Origin of the sequence: Pseudoalteromonas sp. GutCa3 (assembly GCF_002836155.1) — a bacterium.
GTDB classification, from domain to species: domain Bacteria; phylum Pseudomonadota; class Gammaproteobacteria; order Enterobacterales; family Alteromonadaceae; genus Pseudoalteromonas; species Pseudoalteromonas arctica.
In genome coordinates, this window is record NZ_PJBK01000067.1 from 1 (window position 1) to 25,654 (window position 25,654).

Here is a 25,654-nt window from a genome sequence, read left to right on the forward strand (position 1 = left end):
ATGAGGATTAAGAATGGCAAAAAAATAGCGCATAAAGTTATGCGCTTTTTTGTAATTATATTTAATTAGTTATAGCTGTATTGTGTAGGTGCACTGTAATAGTTGTTGCTGTTAATCTGTAAATTTTGCATTGCTAAGTATGAGCGACCGGCATCTAAGCCTAATTTATGATCAAAACGTAAATCATTATTCGAACTACCTAATAATTTGCTATGCAGTTTTTCGTCTGCAAAAATTTGTATTATTTCTACATCACTTGGTGGTTTTGCAATAAACTCTAGCTCATCTAAATACGCTTTCTCGTGCTGTATTAAGTAGTCCAATGTTTTTGGACAATAGCCTGATGCTATAGCAAATGCTCTTAGCTTTTGTACCCATGCAGATTGCGCTTGAAAATTAGCGTCAACCGTTCTTATTACTACAATTTTACGAGCGCCTCGGTTGTAAGCTTCACGTACTGGTAATGGAGCTGCTAAACCGCCGTCTAGATAAAAATCGCTCTGTACTTGCTCTTCAGCAAGGTGTATTTCGTTAGCTGCTTTTGCGTTTAACCAAGGTGTTAACTTTACACCTTGTTTGTATAAAAACGGGAGTGCGCTAGAAGCCTTTAACAAATCACGCCATTGGCCACTCTCACCCGTAGGTGATAGGTAATATGCTTTTCTGTCTCGTGCATTAGTGGCTGTTATAAGTAGCTCACGCGCGCCTAAACTCGTTTTAGCTGTTTTAAAATCTATGGCTCTTTTTACCTCGGTGGTTTTGTCAAAGTACCAATCTAAATCAACTATGTGTTTACCCACTAATCCGCGACCAAGCTGAAAAAAACGTTTGTTACGCGAAAGCCCTCTAATTAGGCGTTTGGCATAGCCTTTTTGACGCGCTAAGTAACTAGTTAAGTTTTGCGAACCTGCAGAGGTGCCAATGAATAAATCGAATGGGTCATATTCTTGCTCTAACCACGCATCAAGTACGCCAGCTGTGAAGATCCCTCGCTGCCCGCCACCTTCAGCAATCAGTGCAACTTTTGGTTGCGCTGTTTTGTTAACTGAATTAGCTGTTGCGCTATTTAGAGACTTCACGGTGAACCTACCTTTATTTAATGATGTTTGGTTTAATACATACATTATAAAAAATAAAAGTGATATCTTAAAATTGATTATTTAAATCAGTTCGATTGAAAAAACAGAACGATATATAAAGCAAAATATATACTAAAAATAGCAATCAAATTTACTTTGAATATTTAAATAACAAATACAGACATCACTTAAAGTTAATAAAATGAGTTAAAAAAGTTTAACTTTTGATGATGTCTGTATGCTAACAAGCCCAGAGTGTACGCTTGCTTAACTAACTATATTTTAGTGCTTTATTTCCATTAAAATTTCGAGTGCACGGTGGCGTTTTTCACTATCGAATACATCATTGGTAAATATAAACTCATCAACTTCTAGCTGTTTCGCTATCATCTCTAACTTGTGTTTAATACTTACATGTCCGCCTACTACGCTTAGACTTAAAAAGTTCTCTACATGAGCGCGTTCTTGTTCGCTCCATAACCCATCCATGCTTTCAACAGGTGGTTTTAGCCACAGCTCGTTACCGCGTATCAGTTCGAGCACACGTTGCTTAGAAGTAGTCGACAAGTATTGCGCTTCATCGTCGGTGTCTGCTGCCACTAAAGGCAGTGCAAGCATTACGTATGGCTTATCAAGTACGCTTGATGCTTTAAATTCGCGCTTATACAACGCTATTGCATCGTGCACGAAGCGCGGTGCAAAATGTCCTGCAAATACATACGGTAACCCTTTTTGCGCCGCTAGTTGCGCGCTAAATAAACTCGAGCCTAATAACCAAATAGGAACGTTTGTGTCCTCACCCGGTATAGCACGTATAGGGTGCGTACCGTTGTAAGGACCTAACAATGTTTGCAGTTCAGTTACTTCACCCGGGAAGTTTTCTGCACGGCTCATATCGTTGTTTAATGCACGACTCGTTACAGGGTCGCTGCCTGGTGCGCGCCCTAGTCCTAAATCTATTCGCCCTGGATATAAGCTCTCTAACGTACCAAATTGTTCAGCAACAACTAATGGGGAGTGGTTTGGCAGCATAATACCGCCCGATCCAACGCGTATCTTTTTGGTATTACCTGCAATATGGCCAACCAAAATAGAAGTGGCAGCACAAATTATTCCTGGCATATTATGATGCTCAGCAAGCCAAAAACGGTTAAAGCCAAGTTCATCTGCACGTTGGGCGTATTTAGTACTTTTATGAAGAGTGTTAGTAACGCTGTCCCCTTTGATCATGGGGGCAAGTTCTAATAACGAAAAAGGAATGGAATTTAACAAAATAGCAGCTCCTAAAAATGCATGCTAATAATGGATTACATCATTAGCATAAAACACTTAAATGGGTCTGCTATTAGGTCAATTCAAGTTACGCAGAGGTATTAAAGCAAAATAGGTATATGTTATTTTGCTCTAAGGTATTCAGGCAAGCTGTGCATCACGTTGGCGCTGCTTTTTATAGCCTTCTGAGTCTACGCCTTTTTTCCAATAACCTGAGGAAACAATATTACTGCGCGGTATATTAAATTGCTCTGTTAGCAGTGTTTTTGCCCTACGTACAAGCCCAGCTTCCAATGCCATAAATACAATGGGAGGCTCTGCTGTAATGTGCAAATTTTGAAGCGCGCTAAGTAGCGCTTCGTCAGCGTTGTCGGTAACAAGCCAATTAACATCGCGGCTTGTTTCTAAATCAATAATGTCTTTTTCGGTGGGTACATGTACAAAAGCATCAATTTTTGAAGTTAAAGGTAATTGCTGCGCATACCCTTTTATTGCATTTACCGATGTTAAATCGCCTAGTAATACATAATGCGAATGCTCATAATTATCTAGCTTTTTAGGGCCTGGTCCTGCAATACCTAGCTCGTCGCCTACTTTTGCAATTTTAGCCCAGTCAGTTGCAGGGCCTTGGTGCATATTTATAACAAAATCAAGCGTTAGCGCCCCTGTTTGTGTATCTACATGCCTTATTGTATATGACCGTATACAGGCTGTTTTTAAGTTAAAATCTACTTCACCATTTTTTGGAAATAGTACTTTTACATAGTTACCAATGTACTGTGAGGTTAAGTCGTTAAAATCTTCAGAGCCTACAACAATACGCTGTAGGTGGGGTGTGATTTGCTGTGTACTTAATACGTTGGCTTTGCGAACTTGTTTACTCATGTATTACCTCGTTTTACAAAACTTAGACTTTAATACCAACCTGCATAAATCTTTGATCAATTTAACGAATTAAATTGCACTATAACGTTGTTAACAATTTTTTATTTAGAACAACTAGATACAAAAATTTTGCCTAGTTCTAGCGTAATTTTCTTAACGTTAAATAGACCCCATATATAAGCAGATTGGTATAATAATTGGCTGCTATAAAAAGCAGGTATTGCACAACGCCCCATTGGTTGATAAAATCAACTATAGCAAATTAATTGACTTTGTCAACTATATTGAGAATTCTATGAATACACCTTTATCAAATACGCTGTTTGAACTAATGCAAAATTACCGTGTCACAATTCGTGAAGCAATTAACGCAGGCGAACTTGGTATTAATGCTATGCACGTACGCTGCATACATATTATCGCGAACGTAAATAACTGTACGGCTAACGATATAGTTACTAAAACACAGCGCGACAAAGCGCAAATAGCACGTTTAATTAAAGATCTTATTGGCTTAAATTTAATTAATAAACAGGCGAGTGAGCACGATAAACGCTGCTTTATTTTGTCGCTCACAGAGCAAGGTAAAGTTCTTTTTGATAAGTTATTAGCCTCAGAGCAGAAAATAAATAATCAAATGTGTAAAAACTTAAACCCTCAACAAATCAAAGACTTTTTAGATACCGCACAACAAATGATCAAAAACATGGATTGATCAGCCATACATTTCTTGGCATAACTTACACAAAACGCATATACTGTACACTTATACAGTATATGCGTTTTAGGTTGTGTTATGTTTGTCATTCCCATTTATATAGAAGCAGGCGTGTGTGGTTTTGAATCCCCCGCAGCGCAGTACACCGAGCTAGGTGTAACCCTTGATGAGCTTTTAATAAAGCATCCAGATGCTACGTTTATTGGTATTGCATCGGGTAACTCTATGCAAGAAGTCGGAATTTTTGAAGGGGACTTATTAGTTATCGACCGTGCAGAGCCTGCAGAAAATGGTGACGTTATTGTTGCTAACTTAAATGGTCTTTTTGTATGCAAACTACTTGATAAAACCAATGCACGGCTGCTTTCAGCTTCTTCTTTACATAAGCCTGTACAACTAACCTCTGCAGACGAATTTCAGCTAGAAGGCGTAGTAACGCTATCAATAAGAATGCACAGGCAAAGCCCAGAGTTACTAAAATGTATGCCTTAGTTGATGCTGTGTCGTTTTATGCCAGTGCCGAAAAAGTATTCGACCCTGCTATTCGCTCCAAACCCGTGGTTGTACTTACCAATAATGATGGCTGTGTATGCGCTATTTGCCCTATTGCTCGGCGCTTAAATATTCCTAAATTTGGCCCGTACTTTAAAGTTAAGCATTTACTTGAGCAAAACAACGTTGTTATTCGCTCTAGCAATTACGAGCTTTATGCTGATTTAAGCGACAAGATGATGAATATTATTGGCCGCTTTTGCGATACACAGCACATATACAGTATTGATGAATCGTTTTTGCACTTTGATGGCTACACATCATTAATTAAAGACTGGCATGAATACGGCCATACAATAAGGCGCACAGTATGGCGCGAAACAAAACTTCCTGTAGGTGTTGGTTTTGGCCCGACCCCTACTTTAGCAAAAGCCGCTAACCATGCCGCTAAAAAGCTCAGTGGCTTTAATGGTGTTGCAGTAATAAATAGCGAGCAAACTCGCCAAGCTATTTTACAAAGAATGAGCTGCGAAGATGTCTGGGGAATAGGCCGGCGACTAGCTAAAAAGCTTAAAATAATGAATATACACACCGCTTGGGACCTTGCTCAGCAAAACCCTAAAGCAATGCGCCGTGCATTTAGTGTGGTTGTTGAACGTACAGTAAGCGAACTTAACGGGATAAGATGTTTAAACTGGGATGATGTACGACAAGACAAGCGGGAGATTTATTCGACCCGTAGTTTTGGAGAGCGCATATGCGAGCCAACAGCCCTTAAAACAGCGCTAATTAACCATGTAACCACAGTGGCTAATAAACTAAGAGCGCAACGCTCGCTTACTCACCAGCTTTATATTTTTGCAGCCAGTGGTGCGCACGAAAACAGATATTATAAAAAGTCGTTTGTGTATAAGTTCCCCTCACCCACTAACGACACTTGCGTGATGGCTAATGCTGTATCTGAGGTATTTAATAATATTTACCAACCGGGGATCCGATTTTATAAGTGTGGTGTGGGCGCGGTAGAGCTAATATCAGAACAGTTTCAGCAAAATGACTTATTTAATAAGAGCCCTGATAATCCAAAGCTTATGCAATGCCTAGATACAATTAACAATCGATACGGAAAAGGGATGCTCAGCCTTGCAAGCAGTAAATTAAATGACCGATGGCACATGAATCGTGATTTTTTATCGCCGCAGTACACTACGCGTTGGCGCGATATCCCTAAAATATACTGCGAATGATTTACTACTTACTAGATGCTTTATTTGCTCTCGTCTGCTTTTTTAAATGTGCACTCTACACTAGGTTCGCTTAATGTATATTTTAGTGTGTTATCAGCTAAAAACTTGATACTTTGACTGATTGTTTTTTCGTTTGCAGGGTTTTCACAACGGCTCATTCTTAAACCGTTTTCAAGGCCATCACTTTTATATTTAAGCGTACTGGTTATAAAACAAAAGTTTGGTTTTTTAATAGTGCGAGTACCATTATGGAGCGATCCAAATACAATTTGTTCTCCAAGTTTAAAACCTGCACTTAAATCACTTACGTCTGTCAAACTCAAATCGCTATTAACGCATAACCCTGAATTGGTCGACACAACTTCGTATGCCCCCAATTTTGACTTTAAAAACGGTATAAATCGTGTTTTATTACTCGGCTCAGAAAAAGCATTTGCACTTGTAAAAGCGACAGTTAATAAAGCGAGTGTTAAATATTTCATTTCGTGGGTGTATCCTCGTGAGTCAGCGTGTTAAATAATAGCAAAATGCCTAATCACTTAGCTTTTATAACTTTTAACAACTATAACAGAGATTTACTATAAAAGGAGAGAAGTCGTATTACAGGAGCGAGCGCGTGAGTAGGACGCGGAAGCTTTGCTCGGTTTTTATTATTCTTACATGGATGTAAGCCATTAGAATAACGCAGGAGCAGTTGTCGAGCCCACTAGGTTACAAATCTCGCGCCGCGATTAAATCCTTCTTGGATTGAACAAATTCAACCACCAAAGGTAAACATGCCCTAGATACTCATTACAAACCATTTTGTTGTTAAGCACTTTATTTAATACGTACTTAAACAACAAAACGATTTATACCAATGCGCCTAATTGTAAGGGTCAATTGAACTCATTAGATTGTTTAACTAGTTATACGAATTGGTATTTATTTTATTGCCAGTACTTTGCAAATAATAAAGGGTAGCTTTGCTTTAAAAACTTAGGTTTGTCTTTAAAACGTTTACCTTTGGGTTCATCACTGCCAGATGGGATAAACGGCAATTCGTCTTCACTGCGTTCTTCAAATAATAAACCGGCTATTAAGTCATACTCATCAATGTACGGATAAGGCTGCTCGTTTAAGTAATAAACAGGTGTACACTGCGCTATAGAATCAGCATTTTCTAAGGCGTTTTCGAAAACTGTTTTACCGCGCGAAATTAACCAACATCTAAATTCGCTAAAGCCGTAATCGTCGTTACATCCAGCCATCACAAAAGCGGCACCAAATAAATCCCAGGTAAAACACTTGCGCATATGTATGCCAAAATGCTTATCAAAATCAATAAGGTGTTGATCGCTTAAATCATTAAGTTTAGTTTTTAGGTTATCGCTCACACTTTGCGGATCGAGCCCTAAATCAGGCGTTGTTACTAATTCCCAAAAAGCCTGTTCTGTTAACGCTGCCATTATAAAATCTCTTTTACTCGGCCAACTTGACCATCTTCTAAACGTACTTTAATGCCGTGTGGGTGATTTGGTGATTTTGTTAAAAGGCGCTCAACAACACCCTCAGTTAATGTGCCGCTGCGTTGATCTTCTTTTAATACAATATTTACTGTGGTACCTGGTGAAATTTGCGAACGCGTAGGAACAGCCATAATTTAAACCCTAAAAATAATTTATCTAATTATAACGTCCATGTGCTATCAAACCAACAAAAGCTCTGTTAATTGGCGGAAAATGAAATATGTGCTGGTTTTGCGTTCAACTTAATACTCGAAAGCTCTTTGAGTATTATATTTGTTAATTCGTTAAGTTGCGGTTTTGCACTTTCAAGGGCTATATCATCATTAAAATAACACTGTACTTTTAACGTATTAGCCTCGTTATTTAAATCAATAGTATGCGTTAGATAATCAAAACCAATTACGCTTTCTTTTATTGCCTCGCATGCATTAGTAAGTGCTAGTCGAATGTGCTTATCGCGCTGCTTTTGAGTTTTAGTCATAAATATAAAGGTTACTTATTTAGTTTCTGCTTGTTGCTGTTTTTTAAACTCTTCGTAGTTAGAGTCTTGTTTATCTAGACATTCGTAATATTCTTTGTCGGCTTTATAGTTACATTCATCAAGGCGCGCCGATTGAACTTCATGAAAACGCGCGTCAGAGCTACAACCAGCTAAAACACATAATCCAACAATAAGTAATGCGCTACTTTTTAGTTTATTGATAAACATTAAATTTCCTTACACTTTCTATATCGAAAAAGCGTTAAATTATTACAATATTATTGTATATTAGCGCCATAAAATCTTAATCTCCAAAGGATCTATTTCTATGATGTCGCAGTTACAAAAGTTGTTTCAGCGTATAGACAAAAGCAAGATATTTCAATCATTTGTTATAGCTGTAATTATTGTTTCTGCCCTGACAGTCGGTGCGCACACTTACTCACTACATCCTACCGTAGAGCTTGCTCTAAATTGGATGGACGTTGGCATTACCGCATTCTTTTTAATTGAGCTAGTAATCCGCTTTATTGCAAGTAAAGGCATAAAACACTTTTTTTCTAAAGGATGGAATATATTCGACACCATCATAGTATTGGGCAGTTTATATCCTGCTGCTGGCTCTACTATGTTAATTGCTCGTTTACTGCGCATATTTAGAGTACTGCGATTGGTATCGATGATCCCAGAGCTGCGCTTATTGGTTAACTCATTGCTTAAAGCCATTCCGCAAATGGGTTATATAGCCCTATTAATGTTTGTTATTTTTTATATATACGCTGCAATGGGCAGCATGATGTTTGCGGAAATAAACCCCGTACTTTGGCAAGACGTATCAATCTCAATGCTTACCTTGTTTAGGGTGGCCACGTTTGAAGATTGGACCGACATAATGTACGAAACAATGGCGGTGCACGAATTAAGCTGGATTTATTACCTTACGTTTATATTTTTAACCGCATTTGTATTTTTAAATATGATGGTAGGTGCCATTTTAGAAGTTATGAGTGAGGAGCACCGCAAAGCGCGAGAAGAGCTCGCAGACGACAGCTCATTACCTGCAACGCAAGGGCAAGTAAACGAACTACAATCCCAAATTGCTGAGCTTAAAGAGCTATTGAGTAACCGCAAAAACTAATCTGATAAGAGTACTAAAGCACCCACTTAAAGTTTAAAAAGTGGGTGCAATTTAAAGATCTAATTGAAATAGAATTACCAAAGAGCTTTAATTTTCCTCGTTATCAGGTTTGTTATCCGTATCTTCAAAAGAAATAACGTTATCTACTTTCATCTTAAACGCATCAAAAAATGCGTTTTCTAATACCGAAATCACAGCTTGAAAAGTCGAAACATCCGTATTATCTAGTTGTCCCTCTATAGGAATACGTGCAGCAACAAGTTTTGACTCATCGTTTTCGAGTATAGAGCCCAGTAAATCAACACTGCCTTCAAATATGGCCGTAAATATGCCGTCGTCATCTTTTTCTATATCTTCGCGCCACGAGAACACACTCAAGTTTTGAACGCCCGCTTTTACATAACCATTCAAGTTATTATCTTTGGCCACAAGTTCCATAGCGCCATCAATGCCTCCCGCTTCAATATCAAACGGTGTATACACTTTAAATACAGTGTCTAAATTTTTAACTGAAAAGCGCTGTACCTCTGCGTTAAAATCAAAATTAGCCTGCTTGCTAAAAGGGTCTAATTTGCCATTAAGCTTCAAAGCGGCCTCGCCCATTAATGCTCCCTCTACGTTTAGAGTAGTCACAAGTGTTTTTGATAGGTTTTGCGCATTCGTAATATTTTCAATTTTGGCGTTAATATTTGATATAAAAGTGGGTTTTTCACCGCTATTGGTTGAGTTAACTAAGGTTAACTTTCCTTGCTCAATTGTTAAGGTATCAATAGAAAACAGTACTAAGTTATTGGCGAGCCCTACCCAGGTAGTTTCGTCTTTTACTTGTTTATTTTGCTCAGAAGCATTGGGGTCTTTATCGTAAATAACTATTTCAGGACGTGTAAAGGCCATGTTTGTTACTAAATTGCCCTTTAAAAGGGCTGACCACGCGAGTGAAAAATCGAGAGTTTGAATACTCAGTAAAGGCTTCGGAGCTGAAGTTGCATCAACAGCGTAAATTTCAACGTCGTCAATCGCGTAGGCACCGCGATATAAGAACAAATCGACATCACCAACATGCCCCGTAACACCTTGCGTATGTTTTAGCTGATAATTTACGTAGTATTGAACTACATAAGGCGCGGCTATTCGCATTAATATAAGCAATACAATCAGCGCTATTACACCTTTAAAATATTTGGCGTGAAATGTTGTAGATGAAAAATGCATTCTAATTTCCTTTGCTAAAAACCAGGACCTATTGACCTTTAAGGATTAAAATTTGTTCTATTTAGGGGCTGCGTATGTTTGGCATTAATGCTGCGTTATCGCATATTTATGAAGAACAACCACACAACATAGACTCAACCTTGTCTAAAAACCAAACGTACAGCTGCACATTTAACCTCGAAAGATAAACAGGCTCTAATTAGTTAAACTTTTTAATTAAGTACATAAATAAACGTGTAAAAATTACTAATATTTGTAACTTAAGTACCTGTTAGGTATAAAATTACAGATAGAGCAAAGTCATATAAGCTTAAAACTTTAAACTACAATCACTACAGCAAAGGATATACCACTATTCAAATACACCGCTTAATGAAGTGATTGCCATGCTTATCTATCTATAGTTTTGCCAACTAATAACCTGCATTGATTCGAATAAACCGCTTTCATCTACTAAAGTAAAATTAACGCAAACAAGAATAAAAATACATGACCCCTATTTTTTATATATTAGTTACCCTCTTTTTAACCAGTGTTATTTGGTCTGTCATATTTTTAATGTCGTGGTTTACGTTAGGTAAAAAGCAATATGCCATGCTTTGGACAATCGCATTCGCACTCTCTGCATGCCAATGGGCAACAATATTAGCAGAACCATTATTTGACTCTCACACACTATATTGGATGTTAGGAAGCAGCTTCTCAGTAGGCTCTGTGCTACTTGGTACATGGGGGCATTGCATTAGGGTAAATTCGAGTATAAAAATTCGCTATTTAATCATCTCGGCAATAGTAACTCTTGCTGCTGTTTATTATTTTACAGCCATAAATGTGCATGTTGGCTTATTTATGTCGTTGTATGTGTATTACGATGTGATCTTACTGATACTAAGTGCGGTTATTATTTTCAGGCATAAGCAAAAATCACTCCCTGCTGAAATAGGCGCTAGTATCACTTATTCGCTATGTGGATTACTTTTATTTGTTGCAGCAAGCATAGCATTACTGCAAGGCAGCCAAGTGAATGAAGAATATATAGCGCTATATACATTAATTAATTTTATGACTGTCCCTGCTGCTCATGTCGGCATGGCCGTATTTATGATATTCATAATGGCGTCTGATTTAGCCGAAAAAATGAACCATCTTGCAATGACTGATGTACTTACGGGCTGCTTAAATAGGCGTGGGTTTTATAATAAAAGCCAAGAGCAACTAAAAGATAAACTTAATAATTATAAGTACGTAAGCTTAATTTATTGGGATATAGATAAATTTAAAAAAATAAACGATGAGTTTGGACATGCAGGAGGTGATGTGGTGTTAGTAGAAGCGGCGAAAATAATGCAAGACTGCATAAATCCAGATGATTTGTTTGGCCGAATTGGTGGCGAAGAATTTACCTTATTAATAGCACGTAACGACGAGCCTACAGCTAAAGCATTCCCCGAAAAACTAAGAAACGCACTCGCCAGTAGTCCCATTCATTTTAATGATAAAGTAATTAATGTTACGGCAAGTTTTGGCGTAATAAATATTAAATGCAATAAAACCGCAATTGAAAGCGCAATAAATGAGGCAGATAAAGCACTCTACCATGCTAAAAATGGAGGGCGTAATCAGGTAGTTCATATAAGCGAATTAAGTCAATAAAGTTCATTATTACTAAGGCCTGCCTATCTTTTTAGCTTGAATTTTCGGCAGCATCTTTAGGCAAATAGCATTAAAAAAACGAGGCGGATTGCTCCGTTTTAAGTTATTTTCATATGAATGTAAGCTAATAGAATAACACAAAAGAAGTTACCGCTCGCAGCGAGCCAGAAACGCACGGCACGCTTAAATCGAACCTAGATAAAACAAACTTTGTGCCTGAAAAGTCAGCGCTCTAACTAATAAGTTTAAGCGCATCGGCAAATCTAACTGGTTTACTGAATATAAAACCTTGATACTTATCAATTTGTAAGCTTTGTAATAACGTTAGCTGAGCGGGGTTTTCTACGCCCTCCGCTATTACTTGGCATCCAATCATATGCGACATGTTAGTTACCGCAGATACAATACTTTTATCTTTTGAGCATTCACAAATGTTATCAATATAAGATTTGTCTATTTTAATGTAATCAACTGACAGCTCCTTTAAAACCGATATAGAAGAAAACCCAGTACCAAAATCATCAATAGAGATACGCACACCGGTATTTTTTATGGCCGTAATCACTTTTGACAAATACGGTAAATTTTTGATCATGACTGTTTCTGTTATTTCTAAATGCACATTGTATGGTTTAACTGCGTATCTATTTAAAAGCGCAACTAAAAAATCTAAAAAGTTATGGTTTTCTAGTTGCAACACCGACACATTAATCGACAATCCAATCTTACTATTCACAGCGTTTAACTTACTTAAACTCGCAATGGCTTGTTCTAGTACAAATTCGCCGAGGATATTAATTTTTCCATATCGCTCTGCAATATCTATAAATTCTGAAGGGGGAATAAATTCATCATTAAACTGCCAACGAAGTAGTACTTCAAACGTGGTTATCTCATTTGTGCTTATATCAACAATAGGTTGATAGCACAGATGAAAGTCACCTTTTTCTACGCACTCTTTAATTGAGCTGCGAAGTACTTCTTCTCTTTTAAGCGATTCATGCATTCGCTCGTCAAATACCGATATTTCATTACGGCTTTTCTTACCTTCATACATAGCAACATCAGCGTATTTAATCGCGTCTTCAAGGTTAAAATTTTCACGCGTAAAATACAGCCCAACTTTAAAAGAAGGGTTTACTTGATAGCTATCCATGCTTACTGTTTTCGTTAAAGTTTTAACTAATCTAAAAACACAGTCAAAAAGTTCGTCTTCGGTGTTACTACGAGAATAAAAAATAAACTCATCCCCTCCCCAACGACAAGCAATAAAATCGCCCTGAGTTTGTGTTTCAACTAATCGTTTACCTGTTTGGGCCAGAACAAAGTCACCAAAATCGTGACCGTATTTATCGTTGATGATTTTAAAGTCATCCATATCTAAAAATAAAACGGCTTTAATATCATCATTTTGATTGGCTAAATCAAGTTCAACATTAGAAACAAAGCTCCCCCTGTTAAACAATTTAGTTAAATTGTCTTTTTGCTCTAAAAGGATTATTTGTTCGGTACGAAGTTGCACTTCGTTTTCTAAGTTTTCAATAAATTGATCTAACTTAAGTTCATTATTAATTGATGACTTTACATCTTTAGCAGAACGTACAGCGGTAACAAAACACAAAATAAACCATAAAACGAGCCCTAAAATACCTAGTACATTCTCATCTTCAATAGGCTGTAAAAGTAATAAAATACTAAAAGGAACCAGTAAACAGGTTATATACGACAAGGAGGAACGAATATCAGAAGCTAAAACATTTACACCGCCACCAGCAAGGGAGCTAAAAACAACGAGTGATACAAACTTCTCCTGCATTGGCATATTTTCATAAAACAAAATAGGGAAAGCAGCCCATGTTAAAGCCGTTAATAATAAACCTATAAAATACAGATGATATTTAAAAGCATGGGTGTTGTTAACAAATACATGGCTGGCTATTCGAAGTAATGAAATAAATGATAACGTAAAAAGCCAGTAAAGTTTTTCTTGCGAGGCGCTGTGGTTAATACTGCTAAAAATAAGAAAACAAGAAACAACCGTGTTTATAGCAATTGCAGAACTAAAATAGGAGCTAACAAATGCTAATCGCTTATTGGCAAAGTTATTTGTATGAGAGGTCATTAATGTTACTTGAATAGGCTGTTGCACAATGTAAACAGTTTACTTAAGTTCAATAATAAACAACAGTGAACATTCATAAAAAAGTATTGTTTAAGCCTCTTAAGCGGTTTTATAAGCCATTAAACTAAAAAGGGCTGGCAAATTGCCAACCCCTTTTGTTAATACTGATTATATATTATACCAATTCGCTTAATTAAGTGATCTATTTTGAGAGAAGAAAATCGTGTCGATAACAAGGCAAAAATTTCGTTATTTAGTTGTTCTATATCAGAAATATTTAACGTAGTTAGCGTCAGATTTACCCCCTCAAATTGATTAAGTATTATTGCGAATTGGTATTACTCACCATCAACAATTATGCGGAGCATACGACGAAGTGGCTCTGCCGCGCCCCATAAAAGCTGATCGCCTACTGTAAATGCGCTAATGTATTTTGGTCCCATCGCAAGTTTACGAATACGACCAACAGGAATTGTTAAAGTACCTGTTACTTTAACTGGTGTTAAGTCTGTTGCGCTAATTTCGCGCTCATTTGGAATTACTTTTACCCATTCATTATGAGACGCTAAAATTTCTTCAATTTTTTCTACGCTAATATCTTCACGTAATTTAATGGTCATCGCTTGTGAATGACAACGCATAGCGCCAATACGTACACATAAACCGTCAATAGGTACTGGTTGCTTTGAAGAACCTAAAATTTTATTCGCTTCAACCTGTGCTTTCCACTCTTCTTTAGATTGACCACTTGGCATAGGCACGTCAATCCAAGGGATTAAACTGCCCGCTAATGGCACACCAAACTGGTCTTGTGGTAAGTCTTTTGACGCCATTGTTTCACTTACTATTTTATCAATTTCTAAAATAGCAGAGCTTGGATTATCTAGTTTATCTGCAACACTTGCATGAATAGCGCCCATTTGTGCAATAAGCTCTTTCATATTTCGTGCACCAGCGCCCGACGCCGCTTGGTAAGTCATTGGGCTTACCCATTCAATTAGGTCTTGCTCAAATAAACCACCTAATGCAAGTAGCATCAGCGATACAGTACAGTTACCGCCCACAAAGGTTTTAACGCCTTGCTCTAAGCCTTGTTCAATAACATCTTTGTTTACGGGATCAAGCACTATAATGCTGTCCTCACTCATACGCAGCGCTGAAGCTGCATCAATCCAGTAACCATCCCAACCCGACTCTCGAAGTTTTGGATATACCGCATTGGTGTAGTCACCGCCTTGGCAAGTAACAATAATATCCATTTTAGCAAGTTCGCTAATGTCACTTGCATCTAGTAATGGTTTTGCGTCGCCCGCTATATCTGGGCCTAGTTGACCCGCTTGTGAGGTAGTGAAAAAGGTGGTGTCGATATGGGCAAAATCACTTTGCTGCTGCATACGTTCTAATAACACAGAGCCAACCATGCCACGCCAACCGACTAATCCTACTTTTTTCATTGTTTGTTCCACTGTTTGATTCATAAAAGATGCCTTAATACATTAAAAATTAAATTCATTGCGTGAGATTTAATTTTCATTAACGCTAAACTAACACTCGTAGACGGCTAAAACTAGCGAATAAAACAGAACTTAAATATTTTTCATACTGAGCATAAACACAAAAAAGCTCTGTATCAAAATACAGAGCTAATAGATAGTGAAGGTTATTATTTCATTCCTTGAGTTTTATTTTAAATAAAGCTTAAAACTCATAGCTATAACTTAAACTAAACTCAGTGCCGGTGTCTTGTCCCCAAAGGGTAAGACCTTCTTGTTCAATTTCTTTTTCTTGGCCAAGCATGTTCTTAACCTTAAAATTAACTTTGGAGTTAAAGTTAGGGAAGTAAGAATAAACTAAATCCACTGAGTGAAAGGACTTTTCTTCTGCATCTTCATTACCACGTGTACCAGGTACAATTATACGAGGACCAAACACATTATAAATTAGTGAAGTAGAATGAAATCCATCATCCGAGTCATAGCCCATTTGTAAGTTTGCAACCCACTCAGAATGACCAACTAAACGACGCTCATTGTTAGTTACAATATTCGATACCGTATCGGCCTCAAGGGCTTCTTTAAGCTGTGTTTCAAACAGTGAGTCAACACCGTCTGAATCATTAATCCCCAAATTAACACTTGAGTCAGATAGCGTAACGTTGCCTGACAAGAATGCTGAGGACCAATCTTTATTTATAAAGCCAAAGTCAGTTAAAAAATCAACTTCAATACCCGACAATTTACCCGACTGAGCATTAGCTGTTAATAACTGTGGAGATGCTCCCCCTACGCCCGCAAGCTCAACCATTTCAATTGGGTTTTCAATGTCTTTATAAAACAATGCAACAGAAAGGTTATTACCTGATGGCATATACCATTCAAACCTAAAATCAACATTTTTTAAATTAGAACTTTGTAAACTAGGAGACCCTCTCACTAGAAACTCAGTTAACGGGTCAACAAAGAAAGAAGAGCTTACATCACGTAGGTCAGGGCGAATGGTTGTTTCACTTAAATTTAAGCGAAATTGCATTTCTTCATCCATGATGTACGTAACAGCTAAAGAAGGAAAAAAGTTATCTTCATTAATAGCTACATCTTGGATTTCTTGTAGTGTATTTTCAAAGAAATTAGTATGCGCTTCATAACCGACTGAGACTTGCGAAAAATCTTCCCATCGAACGCCACCAGTAAAACGCCAAGTGTTTTGATAGAAGTAATCGGCCATAAAATAATAAGCATCTAATTTATGCGCTGCACTGTACTTATCACCATCAGTGGTGCCGTCATCAAAAATACCTGAACCAGTTACACTTGCATAAAAAGCGTCATTCGCCGTGTTTTCATCAGCAAAAATATCGCTTACGTTAGAACCGAACGAGTACTCATCGCTTATACCACGGTGCGTAATGCCAAACTTCACATTACTTGCATCACGTTTTTTCTCTGAAAAATCGCCGCCTATTTTTAACTCAAGCTCATAGCCGTCACCATAAAAAGGCATACCCATATTCCAACCAAATGTTTCAACATCGTCGTGTAATACTTGATACTCACGGGTGATATTTGTTGCAGCTACATCTTGTAATTGTTCAGATTCAAGCACGCCATCAACTAAGTTTTGCTGATAAACAACATCTAAACCACCTGGTGCATTACGGTTTGCTCGACTTAAACCGCCATACCAATCAAAAAATAAATTATTTAGCTCTGGAAAGTTGTGCGTCCCCTTAAGCTGAGTCGAAAACATTTCGCGCTCTTCGTACGTAATATCTACTCGGCGTAATTCGGTGACACCTTCTTCGGTTTCATTTGCATCAAAGTAATCGCGGTTACGTACGCGGTCACTCATGTCATGAAGTGCAATATTAGTAAGCTCAAACTTATGGTTTGAATTTAACTCATATCCTAAATTTAATGTGCCGCTCCAGCGTACATTTTGCTCAGTCGATGTACCATCGTAATACTGGGCAAAACATTTGTCTTCACAGCCTAAGCTACCAAGGCTTGAGCCGCTTTGCTCTTGAACTACTTCCCACTCGTTATCGTAAGATACGGCTGCAAGCACACCAAAAGTACCGACCTCACTTTCAAATCTATCACCTAAGGCAATAGAGAAGTTCATAGCAGGGTCAACATCCTTTTCTGAAATACCTACATCCCAATCAAGCGATTGAATCAGGTTTTTACGCTCAGCTAACGTAGTGTTTATATTGCCCTCAAGACCAGCATCACTGGTAAGCGCAGTAGTAAACACATCCGATAATGCTCGCGAACCATCATCTCGACCCATCCAGTCATCATCACCGCCACTGTAAAAGTAACCGGTATCGCTATTAGAAGTATTGTACGATGTACCCACTTGTACTTTTAATAAAAAGTCAGAAGGAATTGATTTAGTGCGAATATTTACATTACCACCACCAAAATGCGCTGGCATATCCGGTGAAAATGACTTCTGTACACTCAAGCTTTCAATAATTTCAGATGGAAATAAATCCAAAGGAACCACTGAGCGAGTAGGATCAGGACTTGGTACATACATGCTATTTAGCTGAGTACTAGAATAGCGTTCACCTAAACCACGCACATAAATAAATTTGCCATCGACTAACGTTAAACCAGTAACACGACGAAGTGCAGAGGCGGCATCGCCATCACCAGTACGTGATATTTGATCTGCACCCATAATATCAGCAACAAACGCTTGGTTTTGACGTTCTTGCAGTACCGCACCCGCACTGCCCTTTAATCGTTGCCCTACAGCAACAACTTCTTCTATTTCTTGCTCTTCTACTTGCTGCTCAGCAGCCGTGGCTGTATTTACTGATAAACCAAGTAACGCAGCCATTACAGCGTAGTTTAATTTTGATAAAGCAAGTGTAGAGGGTTTAAAAGATTTCATTTTTATACTCCGAAACAAAACAAGACATTAGCCGAGCTTTCGCTCGGCTATAATGTGGTGTGGGTTAAAGGCCTACTTTTACCCAACCTGCTGTCCAGTCTGTTTGTGCATCCATCGCACCAATATAATCTACAGAATCAAAGTAACTATCTAAGCTTGATGAATCAAAGCCATTACCAAGTAATAACGACTCAGCAGTTGGCATATAGCCATTATCTGCAAGCCCAAGGTCAGCGGCTACTTGAACTGAATTGCCTGTTTGTCCTAAGAACCAAGATTCAACATTCCCTGTACCAATTGCTTGCGTACCAAAGTTGTTAGCGGTTTCACACGCAACGATTGAGTGAGTAACAGTTAATGTACCGTCCTCTGCTCGCGGCGCTGAATCAGAGCCTACTCGTAAACAATTTGAATAATCTGCCCCGCCTGTAACCACTACATTTTTAAGCATACCCGCAGTACCTGCACGTAGGCGGATACCATTTACACCCACATTACCAATAATTGTTACATTAGAGATAGTTGGCATTGTTAGCGGCGTTGCACTTGAATCAAACTCAGAGTTATCAGCTTCAATTGCATTGTCGCCCTCAGAGTCTGATTGTTTAATCAGTACATATTGCGCTTTACCCGTCCAACCGAATGACCAATCAAGTGAATCATCGCCTATGCTTGTTAAAACAAGGTGACTAATATTTGCAGTACCACCAAAAAATTCAACACCATCGTCTAGATTTTCATGAACGTGAATGTAATCTAGTTCAGTCTGACGACCAACACCCGCAAGTGTAATACCGTTAAGTTCATCGCCATTACCCAGCGTTTTACCCGCTTGCTTAACTGCAACATATTTTAGCGTACCTGAATTATCTTCAGGGTCATTACCACCGAACTGGCCTGCGTCACCTTCAGCAGACACACCGCAACTGGCAAGTTCTTCTGCGGTTGCTTCACCTTGTTGGTCGCCACATGAGTTAGCAGGTGCATTACCCAATAATACTAAACCGCCCCATTGACCAATCGTAGTTTCGCCGCCCGTCATATCCTGGATTGACGTCATAGTAATTGGTTGATTTACACTGCCTACCGCTTCAATTTTAGAACCACGGCGAACAACTAAGAAGTCATCACCCGACTCACCAATTAACGTTGTACCAAACTGAACATAAAGTGTTGTGTTGTCAGCGCGGTCATTACCAACGGCTGTACGTCCTTTTAAAATCCAATGCGCATCGTTAGTCAGTGTTACATCAGATGTAAATACAACATCAGAGGTTAATTGATATACAGGTTTGTCTGTAATTGTAGGGAAGCTAGCAGAAACATCTGTTGCAAGTCCTTGTGCTAATGCATTAGCAATATCGTCAGGAAAGCTTGGTGTAATAGCAACTGTCCAACCATCCATCCAATTATTATCACCATCGAATGCGCCGATGTAATTTGTTTTGGTAAAGAACGAGTCAAGCTCTGATGAATCTCCACCAGCACCTAATAAAGGTGAACCCGATTTTGGTGTAAAGCCGTCTGTCGCTAAATTAAGTGCTGAAGCCGTAAGCGTTAAGTTACCCGTTTGACCTTCAAACCAAGACTGCACATTGCCACTACCAATTGCTTGTGAACCAAAGTTATTATCTTCATTACATGCAACGGCTGAGTTTTCGATAGACAACTCACCCGATTCTGCATTAGCAGCAGAGTCTGAGCCTACACGTAAACAGTTTGAGTAACCTTCAGGGCCCGTTATAACAACATTTCGTAGAACGCCCGCTGTACCTGCACGTAAACGAACACCGTTAGTACCATCAGCACCTACAATTGTTACGTTAGAAATTAGTGGTTTAGTCAATGGTGTCGCATTTGAATCGAATTCTGAGTTATCAGCTTCTATTGCGTTATCACCCTCAACTGAACTTTGTTGAATATAGATATTTTGTGCACGACCCGACCAACCAAATGACCAATCGAATGCATCGTCGCCAATATCAGTTAGTACAATGTTACGAACATTAACTGTGCCACCAAAAAACTCAACACCATCATCTAGGTTTTGGTGAATTTGAATGTATTCAACTTTCGTTTGTGAACCAACACCTGCAAATGAGATACCGTTAAGTTCATCGCCATTACCCAGCGTTTTACCTGCATGTTTAACAACAATATAACGAAGAACACCTGAGTTATCATCGCTAATATCACCACCAAATTGACCAGCGTCACCTTCAGCTGATACACCACAGTTAGCTAATTCTTCAGCTGTTGTTTCACCGATTTGATCGCCACACGAGTTAGCGGGTGCATTACCTAATAATACTAAGCCGCCCCATTGACCAATCGTTGTTTCAGCGCCTGTTACATCTTGAATAGATGTCATAGTGATTGGCGCAGTTGCATTACCATTAGCATTAATTTGTGAACCACGACGTACAACTAAAAAGTCATCACCTGTTTCACCAATTAGCGTTGTACCCGCTTGAACATATAATATAGTTGCATCTGCACGGTCATTACCAACTGCAGTACGACCATTTAAAATCCAATGTGCATCGTTAGTAAGCGTTACATCTGCCGTGAACGTTGTATCTTCAGTTAAACGGTATACTGGTTTATCTATAATTGCTGGAAATTCACTAGAAACATCTAATGCTAAGCCTTGTGCAAGCGCGTTATCAATATCAGTAGGGAAGCCGCCATTAATACCGACAGTCCAACCTTCCATCCAGTTAGTTGATCCATCAAAAGCACCAATTTGACCATTTGCGATAAGCGGTGAACCAGCAAGTGGCGTGTAACCGTCATCAGCAAGCATAAGCTCTGCAGGCGTAAGTACTTGGTTACCATCTTGTCCTTCAAACCAAGATTGTACATCGCCACCGTTAATTACTTCACTACCAAAATTATTTGCCGTTGTTTGACACGCCACAATAGAGTTTACAATCGTTAGTGTGCCATCTTCAGCGCGAGGAACTGAATCAGACCCTACACGTAAACAGTTTTCGTAAGTAGCAGGACCTGTTACAAATACATTTTTAAGAGCGCCCGCAGTACCAGCGCGTAGACGAATACCATTATTACCTTCTGCACCGACGATTGTTACGTTAGATATAGTAGGCAGTGTTAATGGCGTGGCGCTTGAATCAAACTCAGAGTTATCAGCTTCAATAGCGTTATCGCCTACGTTAGCGGCTTGTTGAATGTAAACATTAGTAGCCGAACCCGTCCAACCAAAAGACCAATCAAGTGAATCATCACCAATGTTAGTCAGCACTACATTACTTACATTAACCGTACCACCAAAAAACTCGATACCGTCATCAAGGTTTTCATGAACCTGGATATAATCAACCGTAGTTGCAGAGCCAACACCGGCAAATGTAATACCATTTAACTCATCACCATTACCAAGCGTTTTACCTGCTTGCTTAACAAGTACATATTTTAGAGTACCTGAATTATCATCACTGATATTTCCACCGAACTGACCTGCATCACCTTCAGCTGACACACCACAGTTAGCAAGTTCGTCTGCTGTTGCTTCACCTTGTTGGTCTCCACATGAGTTTGCAGGTGCATTACCAAGTAATACCAAACCACCCCATTGGCCAATTGCTGTCTCGCTACCCGTAACATCTTGAATTGATGTCATCGTAATTGGCTGGCTTGCAGTGCCTACTGATTCAATTTGTGAACCTCGACGCACAACTAAAAAGTCATCACCTGACTCACCAATAATCGTTGTACCTTGCTGAATATAAAGCGTTGTACTATCTGCGCGGTCATTACCCACAGCAGTACGACCACTCACAATCCAATGTGCATCATTAGTTAATGAAACATCAGCAATCAATGTTGTATCAGCACTTAAGCGATACACTGGTTTATCTGTTATTGCTGGAAATTCACTTGAGACATCCGTTGCTAAGCCTTGAACAAGTGCATTGTCGATATCAGCAGGGAAACCCGTAGTTCCATTTTGAGAATCATCACGCGATGATGTTTCATCTACTGTATCACTGCCACCTTCAACAACATTAGTAACTGTATCGCCTTCATTTATTGTTGTGTCGCCTTCAGATACAACTAAGTCACCACCACAACCCGCTAATGATATTGCAGTTGCAATCAAACTAACTTTAAATAAGTCAGATAATTTCATTGTTCACTCCGTTAAAGTATTTAATTATTTTGTTAAGTGCTTTAAATAAACTCAAGTCACCTTAAAACATTAAGTAATGCTTTAAGGTCACTTGAGTTATCAGCAGCGCCTACCTTACGGTAGCTATATGACATTACAGTTACACTTTAATAAACATAAGATGACAAAGTTATTTACATAAAATTCAAGTAGTTAATTTATTAAAAACATAAAAAAACCACACTAAAAATAGTGTGGTTTGGATTTGCGATTATGAAATTATATTTAAAAGTTATTACTAAAGCTTAAAGCAGTGCCGTTCTTAATGTTTCTGCATGCACTTTCTCGCGCTTTACATATTTAATCCATTGCTGCGCTAAACGCTGTGATTTTTTATGTTTTTCGGCTTGTTCAAATGCTAAAATTGAGGCATCAAAATTTTGTAAGTTGTACTGAGCCATACCCAAGGCTACAAATGCATTTGATTCAAAATCAAGTGAACCTTTATTAAGTGCTTTACGCGCTGCGTCGGCCGCTTCCTCGTATTGCTCAGTATTAACATACACTTCAGCTAAGCGTTGATCATACTTACCACTGGGTGATAAATCGGCTGCTTTTACAAAGTATTTTATTGATTTTTCGTCTTCTTTTGCTTGGATCATCGCCTCAGCTACAAAGGCATAGTTTTTAGCGTTTTGCTCTGCAATCCCTTTTTCAATCGCATCACTCATAACGTCTGCGGCTTTAAATGCTAAGCCGTTATATAAATACACTTGCGCTAATTGGCGTAGATCAGATTTAGACGTTAAAAAACCTTGCTGGTAAGCTGCTTCAATAATGGCTAGCTGCTTTTTTTCTTGCCCAGTTTCGCCATACATACCCGATAACTGTACCCAGAACTCAGGTTTGTTATAAATCTTTACCATACGCTCAAGTACTTCAACAACTTTGTCAGTTTGATTAAGCGAGTAATACATTGCACGCTGCAGCACTAACCAATTTTCTTTAGGGGCTTTACCTTCGCTGTCACTTAAAGCAATAACTTGAGATATATACTCAAGCCCTTTTTTATAATCCTTTAACTGATAGTATGTTTGAGCCCTTAACAAGTAATAGCCTTCTGTTTTAGGCTTAGTGTTAATAGTGTCCCAGTCATCTAAAAATGCAATTACCTTTTTGTAATCACTATTAGCCATTGCCAGTTGAGCCAAGCTAAACGTAGTACTTAAACGAAGTGACTCAGGAATGGCCTCCTCTGCTACGACCTTTTCAAACGAAGCTATCGCTTTTGGAAAATCGTTTTCGTTGTAATAAATAAACCCATAAAAATTATGCATCATCGCAATTTCGTACGAGTTCATGCTCGATGAACGCTCATTAATGCTATCAAGCGCTTCAAGTCCACCTTTAACATCGCCATCATCAGCGAGTTTTTGTGCACGTGCGAGTTGGCTGTAGACCTTTTCGCGTAGCGCTGGTACACGTTTTGTTTTTTGCTCTTGCTCAGCATATGCCGTAGCTACATTTAACCCTGGCATTAGGCTTAGGGCACTTGGTACAACAATACTTGTACTTATTGCAGCAGTACAAAATAGTGTTAATTTTAAAAATGTAGCTGTAGGGCTTAATTTCATAACAGATTTAATAAATAGTTTCATAATCGCCTCGCATTTCTGTCCGTTTACTCGTGGTTAATTACTAAATTAATCGCTAATTTGGAAAGATATTTTGTTCTGAACACCCGCAACTTCAACGGCTTCACCATTTACTACGCGCGGTTTATATTTAAATTTAAGGGCTGCATCCATCGCCGCTCTATCAAAGAGAGACTCAGGCTCTGCTTTAACCACTTGTGGGTCTCGCACCGTACCTTGCTTAGTTACTGTAAATTCAACAATAACGTAGCCTTCAATGCCACGTGATAATGCGCGACGAGGATAAACAGGCGCCACTTTAACAATGGGTAAATACTCACCATCACTTGTTTCAAGTGCTAAACCACCGGCTAAATTTACATCTGCATCCACATTGGCGCCAAAGTCGAAGTTATTAGCGTTCGCAGTCGCGTCGCTATTTTGCATTTGCGGCGATTCCATTGGCGGAGGTGGCTCTTTAGGCGTTGGTGGCTTTTGTGGTTTACGTTCTTTTTTTTGCACGCTTTCTTCTTTTTTAAGCCTGACAAAATCAAGTACATTACCCTTGGCGGGTTCACTCATTACACCTTCGCCACCAGTAATAAGTGCCTGCATGCCTAAAAACAACATAAAGGTCACTACACCGGCTATAACTAATGCTACTAAATAACGCATTGCCTGCCCTTATGCTTCTTGAGCCGCAATCGACACATCAAACACACCTGCTGCGCGTGCTGCATCCATTACTTTTATTAAAGTATCGGTTGTTGATTTTTTATCAGCTTGAATAACAACGCTACCTTGCGGGTTTTCTGCTTTTAAACGCTCAATATTGGCTTGCACTGCACGTATGTCAATTTGACGTTTGTTAATCCAAATTTCACCCGTGTCAGAAATCGCCACTAAAATGTTTGCACGTTCTTTTTTAACAGCAGTTGCTGCTTCAGGGCGGTTTACGTCAATACCCGATTCTTTTACAAACGACGCTGTAACAATAAAGAAAATAAGCATGATAAATACAACATCTAACATAGGTGTCATGTTTATTTCTTCAGCTTCGTCTTCTTGCATTAAATTACCTAAAGGGGCTCTCATTTTTTATTCTCCTAGGATGAACGGCTTTAAATGGGCCGCTTATCAAAATTTTGCTTAATGGTCTAAAACCATGCTGTCTTGTAGTAGCTCTACTTCTCGCTTGGCTTTGCGTTGTAAATACGTTGAGGCAAATACACCCGATAACGCACCTACCATACCCGCCATTGTTGGAATAGTTGCTTTAGATACACCCGATGCCATTGAGCGCGCACTGCCTGTGCCTGTAATTGCCATAACATCAAATACTTCAATCATCCCTGTTACTGTGCCCAATAAGCCAAGTAACGGACATAACGCAACCATTACGTTAATAAGCGGTAAATTAGTATTTAGGCGCATACTTGCACGCGAGATCATCGCTTGGCGAATTTGCTCTGCATTCCAGCTGTTACGCTCACAGCGAGAACTCCATGTGCTTTTAGCGTCTTTTTTATAACCACGAAAACCATTAAAAAAATAAATAAATCGCTCGAGTATCAATAACCACATCGCGAAGATTAACACCCCGATGACCAAGAGAACTTGGCCACCAGTGTCGAGAAAATCACGGATAGCATTGATTGAGTCAATCAATAGCACCATGGC

General features: G+C 38.8%; 22 protein-coding genes. 5 read left to right on the forward strand and 17 right to left on the reverse strand.

Annotation, left to right across the window (positions count from 1 at the left end):
• Nucleotides 1-65: 65 nt before the first annotated feature.
• From CXF64_RS09970 to CXF64_RS09980, 3 genes are all read right to left on the reverse strand, one after another.
• Nucleotides 66-1,079 (reverse strand): patatin-like phospholipase family protein, encoded by a 1,014-nt coding sequence (locus tag CXF64_RS09970; RefSeq protein WP_101216921.1) that lies wholly within the window; start codon nt 1,077-1,079, stop codon nt 66-68.
• A gap of 282 nt (nt 1,080-1,361) precedes the next feature.
• The gene (locus CXF64_RS09975) at nt 1,362-2,351 is read right to left on the reverse strand and encodes an LLM class flavin-dependent oxidoreductase (RefSeq protein WP_007583209.1); all 990 of its coding nucleotides are present in this window, start codon (nt 2,349-2,351) and stop codon (nt 1,362-1,364) included.
• 141 nt (nt 2,352-2,492) lie between these two features.
• Entirely contained in the window at nt 2,493-3,236 is a 744-nt protein-coding gene (locus CXF64_RS09980) for a siderophore-interacting protein (RefSeq protein ID WP_101216922.1), read from the reverse strand.
• Nucleotides 3,237-3,531: 295 nt separating this feature from the next.
• Between CXF64_RS09980 and CXF64_RS09985 the strand changes: the two genes are divergently transcribed.
• The 3 genes from CXF64_RS09985 to CXF64_RS09995 all read left to right on the forward strand — a co-directional run bounded on the left by CXF64_RS09985 (nt 3,532) and on the right by CXF64_RS09995 (nt 5,693).
• Complete coding sequence (locus CXF64_RS09985; protein WP_007583213.1) at nt 3,532-3,951, forward strand: MarR family winged helix-turn-helix transcriptional regulator; 420 nt, start codon at nt 3,532-3,534, stop codon at nt 3,949-3,951.
• An 81-nt stretch (nt 3,952-4,032) separates the two neighbouring features.
• A complete protein-coding gene (locus CXF64_RS09990; protein WP_010552918.1) occupies nt 4,033-4,446 on the forward strand; it encodes a S24 family peptidase in 414 nt (137 codons plus the stop codon).
• Nucleotides 4,434-5,693, forward strand: a complete 1,260-nt coding sequence (locus tag CXF64_RS09995; RefSeq protein ID WP_101216923.1) for a Y-family DNA polymerase — start codon at nt 4,434-4,436, stop codon at nt 5,691-5,693. The genes CXF64_RS09990 and CXF64_RS09995 overlap by 13 nt, the downstream gene beginning before the upstream one ends.
• Nucleotides 5,694-5,713: 20 nt before the next feature.
• Here the strand turns inward: CXF64_RS09995 and CXF64_RS10000 are convergent, their stop codons facing one another.
• The 5 genes from CXF64_RS10000 to CXF64_RS10020 all read right to left on the reverse strand — a co-directional run bounded on the left by CXF64_RS10000 (nt 5,714) and on the right by CXF64_RS10020 (nt 7,910).
• Nucleotides 5,714-6,175 carry a hypothetical protein gene (locus CXF64_RS10000; RefSeq protein WP_101216924.1) on the reverse strand — a complete coding sequence of 154 codons (462 nt, stop codon included), beginning with the start codon at nt 6,173-6,175 and terminating at the stop codon, nt 5,714-5,716.
• Nucleotides 6,176-6,622: 447 nt separating this feature from the next.
• Nucleotides 6,623-7,141 carry a DUF4240 domain-containing protein gene (locus CXF64_RS10005; RefSeq protein ID WP_007377587.1) on the reverse strand — a complete coding sequence of 173 codons (519 nt, stop codon included), beginning with the start codon at nt 7,139-7,141 and terminating at the stop codon, nt 6,623-6,625.
• Nucleotides 7,141-7,332: a YwbE family protein gene (locus CXF64_RS10010; protein WP_007583223.1), complete on the reverse strand. Its 192-nt coding sequence runs from the start codon at nt 7,330-7,332 to the stop codon at nt 7,141-7,143. Before CXF64_RS10010 ends, CXF64_RS10005 begins: the two co-directional genes overlap by 1 nt.
• Nucleotides 7,333-7,400: 68 nt before the next feature.
• Nucleotides 7,401-7,682 (reverse strand): hypothetical protein, encoded by a 282-nt coding sequence (locus tag CXF64_RS10015; protein WP_101216925.1) that lies wholly within the window; start codon nt 7,680-7,682, stop codon nt 7,401-7,403.
• 15 nt (nt 7,683-7,697) lie between these two features.
• Nucleotides 7,698-7,910 (reverse strand): hypothetical protein, encoded by a 213-nt coding sequence (locus CXF64_RS10020; protein WP_007583226.1) that lies wholly within the window; start codon nt 7,908-7,910, stop codon nt 7,698-7,700.
• 100 nt (nt 7,911-8,010) lie between these two features.
• On the opposite strand from CXF64_RS10020, the gene CXF64_RS10025 reads away from it, so the two are divergent.
• A complete protein-coding gene (locus tag CXF64_RS10025; RefSeq protein WP_101216926.1) occupies nt 8,011-8,820 on the forward strand; it encodes an ion transporter in 810 nt (269 codons plus the stop codon).
• An 87-nt stretch (nt 8,821-8,907) separates the two neighbouring features.
• On the opposite strand, the gene CXF64_RS10030 is transcribed toward CXF64_RS10025, so the two are convergent.
• Nucleotides 8,908-10,032 (reverse strand): DUF748 domain-containing protein, encoded by a 1,125-nt coding sequence (locus CXF64_RS10030; RefSeq protein ID WP_101216927.1) that lies wholly within the window; start codon nt 10,030-10,032, stop codon nt 8,908-8,910.
• A 489-nt stretch (nt 10,033-10,521) separates the two neighbouring features.
• On the opposite strand from CXF64_RS10030, the gene CXF64_RS10035 reads away from it, so the two are divergent.
• Nucleotides 10,522-11,685: a GGDEF domain-containing protein gene (locus tag CXF64_RS10035; protein WP_101216928.1), complete on the forward strand. Its 1,164-nt coding sequence runs from the start codon at nt 10,522-10,524 to the stop codon at nt 11,683-11,685.
• 232 nt (nt 11,686-11,917) lie between these two features.
• On the opposite strand, the gene CXF64_RS10040 is transcribed toward CXF64_RS10035, so the two are convergent.
• From CXF64_RS10040 to CXF64_RS10075, 8 genes are all read right to left on the reverse strand, one after another.
• Complete coding sequence (locus CXF64_RS10040; protein ID WP_232783797.1) at nt 11,918-13,807, reverse strand: putative bifunctional diguanylate cyclase/phosphodiesterase; 1,890 nt, start codon at nt 13,805-13,807, stop codon at nt 11,918-11,920.
• Nucleotides 13,808-14,145: 338 nt separating this feature from the next.
• On the reverse strand, nt 14,146-15,285 hold the full coding sequence (asd, locus tag CXF64_RS10045) for an aspartate-semialdehyde dehydrogenase (protein WP_033012476.1): 1,140 nt from the start codon (nt 15,283-15,285) through the stop codon (nt 14,146-14,148).
• A gap of 220 nt (nt 15,286-15,505) precedes the next feature.
• Nucleotides 15,506-18,208, reverse strand: coding sequence for a TonB-dependent receptor domain-containing protein (locus CXF64_RS10050; RefSeq protein WP_101163505.1), 2,703 nt, complete (start codon nt 18,206-18,208; stop codon nt 15,506-15,508).
• Between the two features lie 64 nt (nt 18,209-18,272).
• On the reverse strand, nt 18,273-22,361 hold the full coding sequence (locus CXF64_RS10055; protein ID WP_101216930.1) for a hypothetical protein: 4,089 nt from the start codon (nt 22,359-22,361) through the stop codon (nt 18,273-18,275).
• A 284-nt stretch (nt 22,362-22,645) separates the two neighbouring features.
• A complete protein-coding gene (locus CXF64_RS10060; RefSeq protein ID WP_101217057.1) occupies nt 22,646-23,974 on the reverse strand; it encodes a tetratricopeptide repeat protein in 1,329 nt (442 codons plus the stop codon).
• A gap of 69 nt (nt 23,975-24,043) precedes the next feature.
• Nucleotides 24,044-24,649 carry an energy transducer TonB gene (locus tag CXF64_RS10065; RefSeq protein WP_101216931.1) on the reverse strand — a complete coding sequence of 202 codons (606 nt, stop codon included), beginning with the start codon at nt 24,647-24,649 and terminating at the stop codon, nt 24,044-24,046.
• Nucleotides 24,650-24,658: 9 nt separating this feature from the next.
• Nucleotides 24,659-25,069 carry an ExbD/TolR family protein gene (locus tag CXF64_RS10070; RefSeq protein WP_024591042.1) on the reverse strand — a complete coding sequence of 137 codons (411 nt, stop codon included), beginning with the start codon at nt 25,067-25,069 and terminating at the stop codon, nt 24,659-24,661.
• 54 nt (nt 25,070-25,123) lie between these two features.
• A complete protein-coding gene (locus CXF64_RS10075) occupies nt 25,124-25,651 on the reverse strand; it encodes a MotA/TolQ/ExbB proton channel family protein (RefSeq protein WP_024591043.1) in 528 nt (175 codons plus the stop codon).
• Nucleotides 25,652-25,654: the final 3 nt, after the last annotated feature.

Bases quoted from the DNA above. Each gene is read 5' to 3' on its own strand.
- CXF64_RS10015 (WP_101216925.1), bottom strand. From the start codon at position 7,682: ATGACTAAAACTCAAAAGCAGCGCGATAAGCACATTCGACTAGCACTT.
- CXF64_RS10040 (WP_232783797.1), bottom strand. From the start codon at position 13,807: ATGACCTCTCATACAAATAACTTTGCCAATAAGCGATTAGCATTTGTT.
- CXF64_RS09990 (WP_010552918.1), top strand. From the start codon at position 4,033: ATGTTTGTCATTCCCATTTATATAGAAGCAGGCGTGTGTGGTTTTGAA.
- CXF64_RS10025 (WP_101216926.1), top strand. From the start codon at position 8,011: ATGATGTCGCAGTTACAAAAGTTGTTTCAGCGTATAGACAAAAGCAAG.
- CXF64_RS10075 (WP_024591043.1), bottom strand. From the start codon at position 25,651: ATGGTGCTATTGATTGACTCAATCAATGCTATCCGTGATTTTCTCGAC.
- CXF64_RS09985 (WP_007583213.1), top strand. From the start codon at position 3,532: ATGAATACACCTTTATCAAATACGCTGTTTGAACTAATGCAAAATTAC.
- CXF64_RS10030 (WP_101216927.1), bottom strand. From the start codon at position 10,032: ATGCATTTTTCATCTACAACATTTCACGCCAAATATTTTAAAGGTGTA.
- CXF64_RS09995 (WP_101216923.1), top strand. From the start codon at position 4,434: ATGTATGCCTTAGTTGATGCTGTGTCGTTTTATGCCAGTGCCGAAAAA.
- CXF64_RS10055 (WP_101216930.1), bottom strand. From the start codon at position 22,361: ATGAAATTATCTGACTTATTTAAAGTTAGTTTGATTGCAACTGCAATA.
- CXF64_RS09980 (WP_101216922.1), bottom strand. From the start codon at position 3,236: ATGAGTAAACAAGTTCGCAAAGCCAACGTATTAAGTACACAGCAAATC.
- CXF64_RS10020 (WP_007583226.1), bottom strand. From the start codon at position 7,910: ATGTTTATCAATAAACTAAAAAGTAGCGCATTACTTATTGTTGGATTA.
- CXF64_RS10035 (WP_101216928.1), top strand. From the start codon at position 10,522: ATGACCCCTATTTTTTATATATTAGTTACCCTCTTTTTAACCAGTGTT.
- CXF64_RS10060 (WP_101217057.1), bottom strand. From the start codon at position 23,974: ATGAAATTAAGCCCTACAGCTACATTTTTAAAATTAACACTATTTTGT.
- CXF64_RS10005 (WP_007377587.1), bottom strand. From the start codon at position 7,141: ATGGCAGCGTTAACAGAACAGGCTTTTTGGGAATTAGTAACAACGCCT.
- CXF64_RS10010 (WP_007583223.1), bottom strand. From the start codon at position 7,332: ATGGCTGTTCCTACGCGTTCGCAAATTTCACCAGGTACCACAGTAAAT.
- CXF64_RS10050 (WP_101163505.1), bottom strand. From the start codon at position 18,208: ATGAAATCTTTTAAACCCTCTACACTTGCTTTATCAAAATTAAACTAC.
- asd (WP_033012476.1), bottom strand. From the start codon at position 15,285: ATGAATCAAACAGTGGAACAAACAATGAAAAAAGTAGGATTAGTCGGT.
- CXF64_RS10000 (WP_101216924.1), bottom strand. From the start codon at position 6,175: ATGAAATATTTAACACTCGCTTTATTAACTGTCGCTTTTACAAGTGCA.
- CXF64_RS10065 (WP_101216931.1), bottom strand. From the start codon at position 24,649: ATGCGTTATTTAGTAGCATTAGTTATAGCCGGTGTAGTGACCTTTATG.
- CXF64_RS10070 (WP_024591042.1), bottom strand. From the start codon at position 25,069: ATGAGAGCCCCTTTAGGTAATTTAATGCAAGAAGACGAAGCTGAAGAA.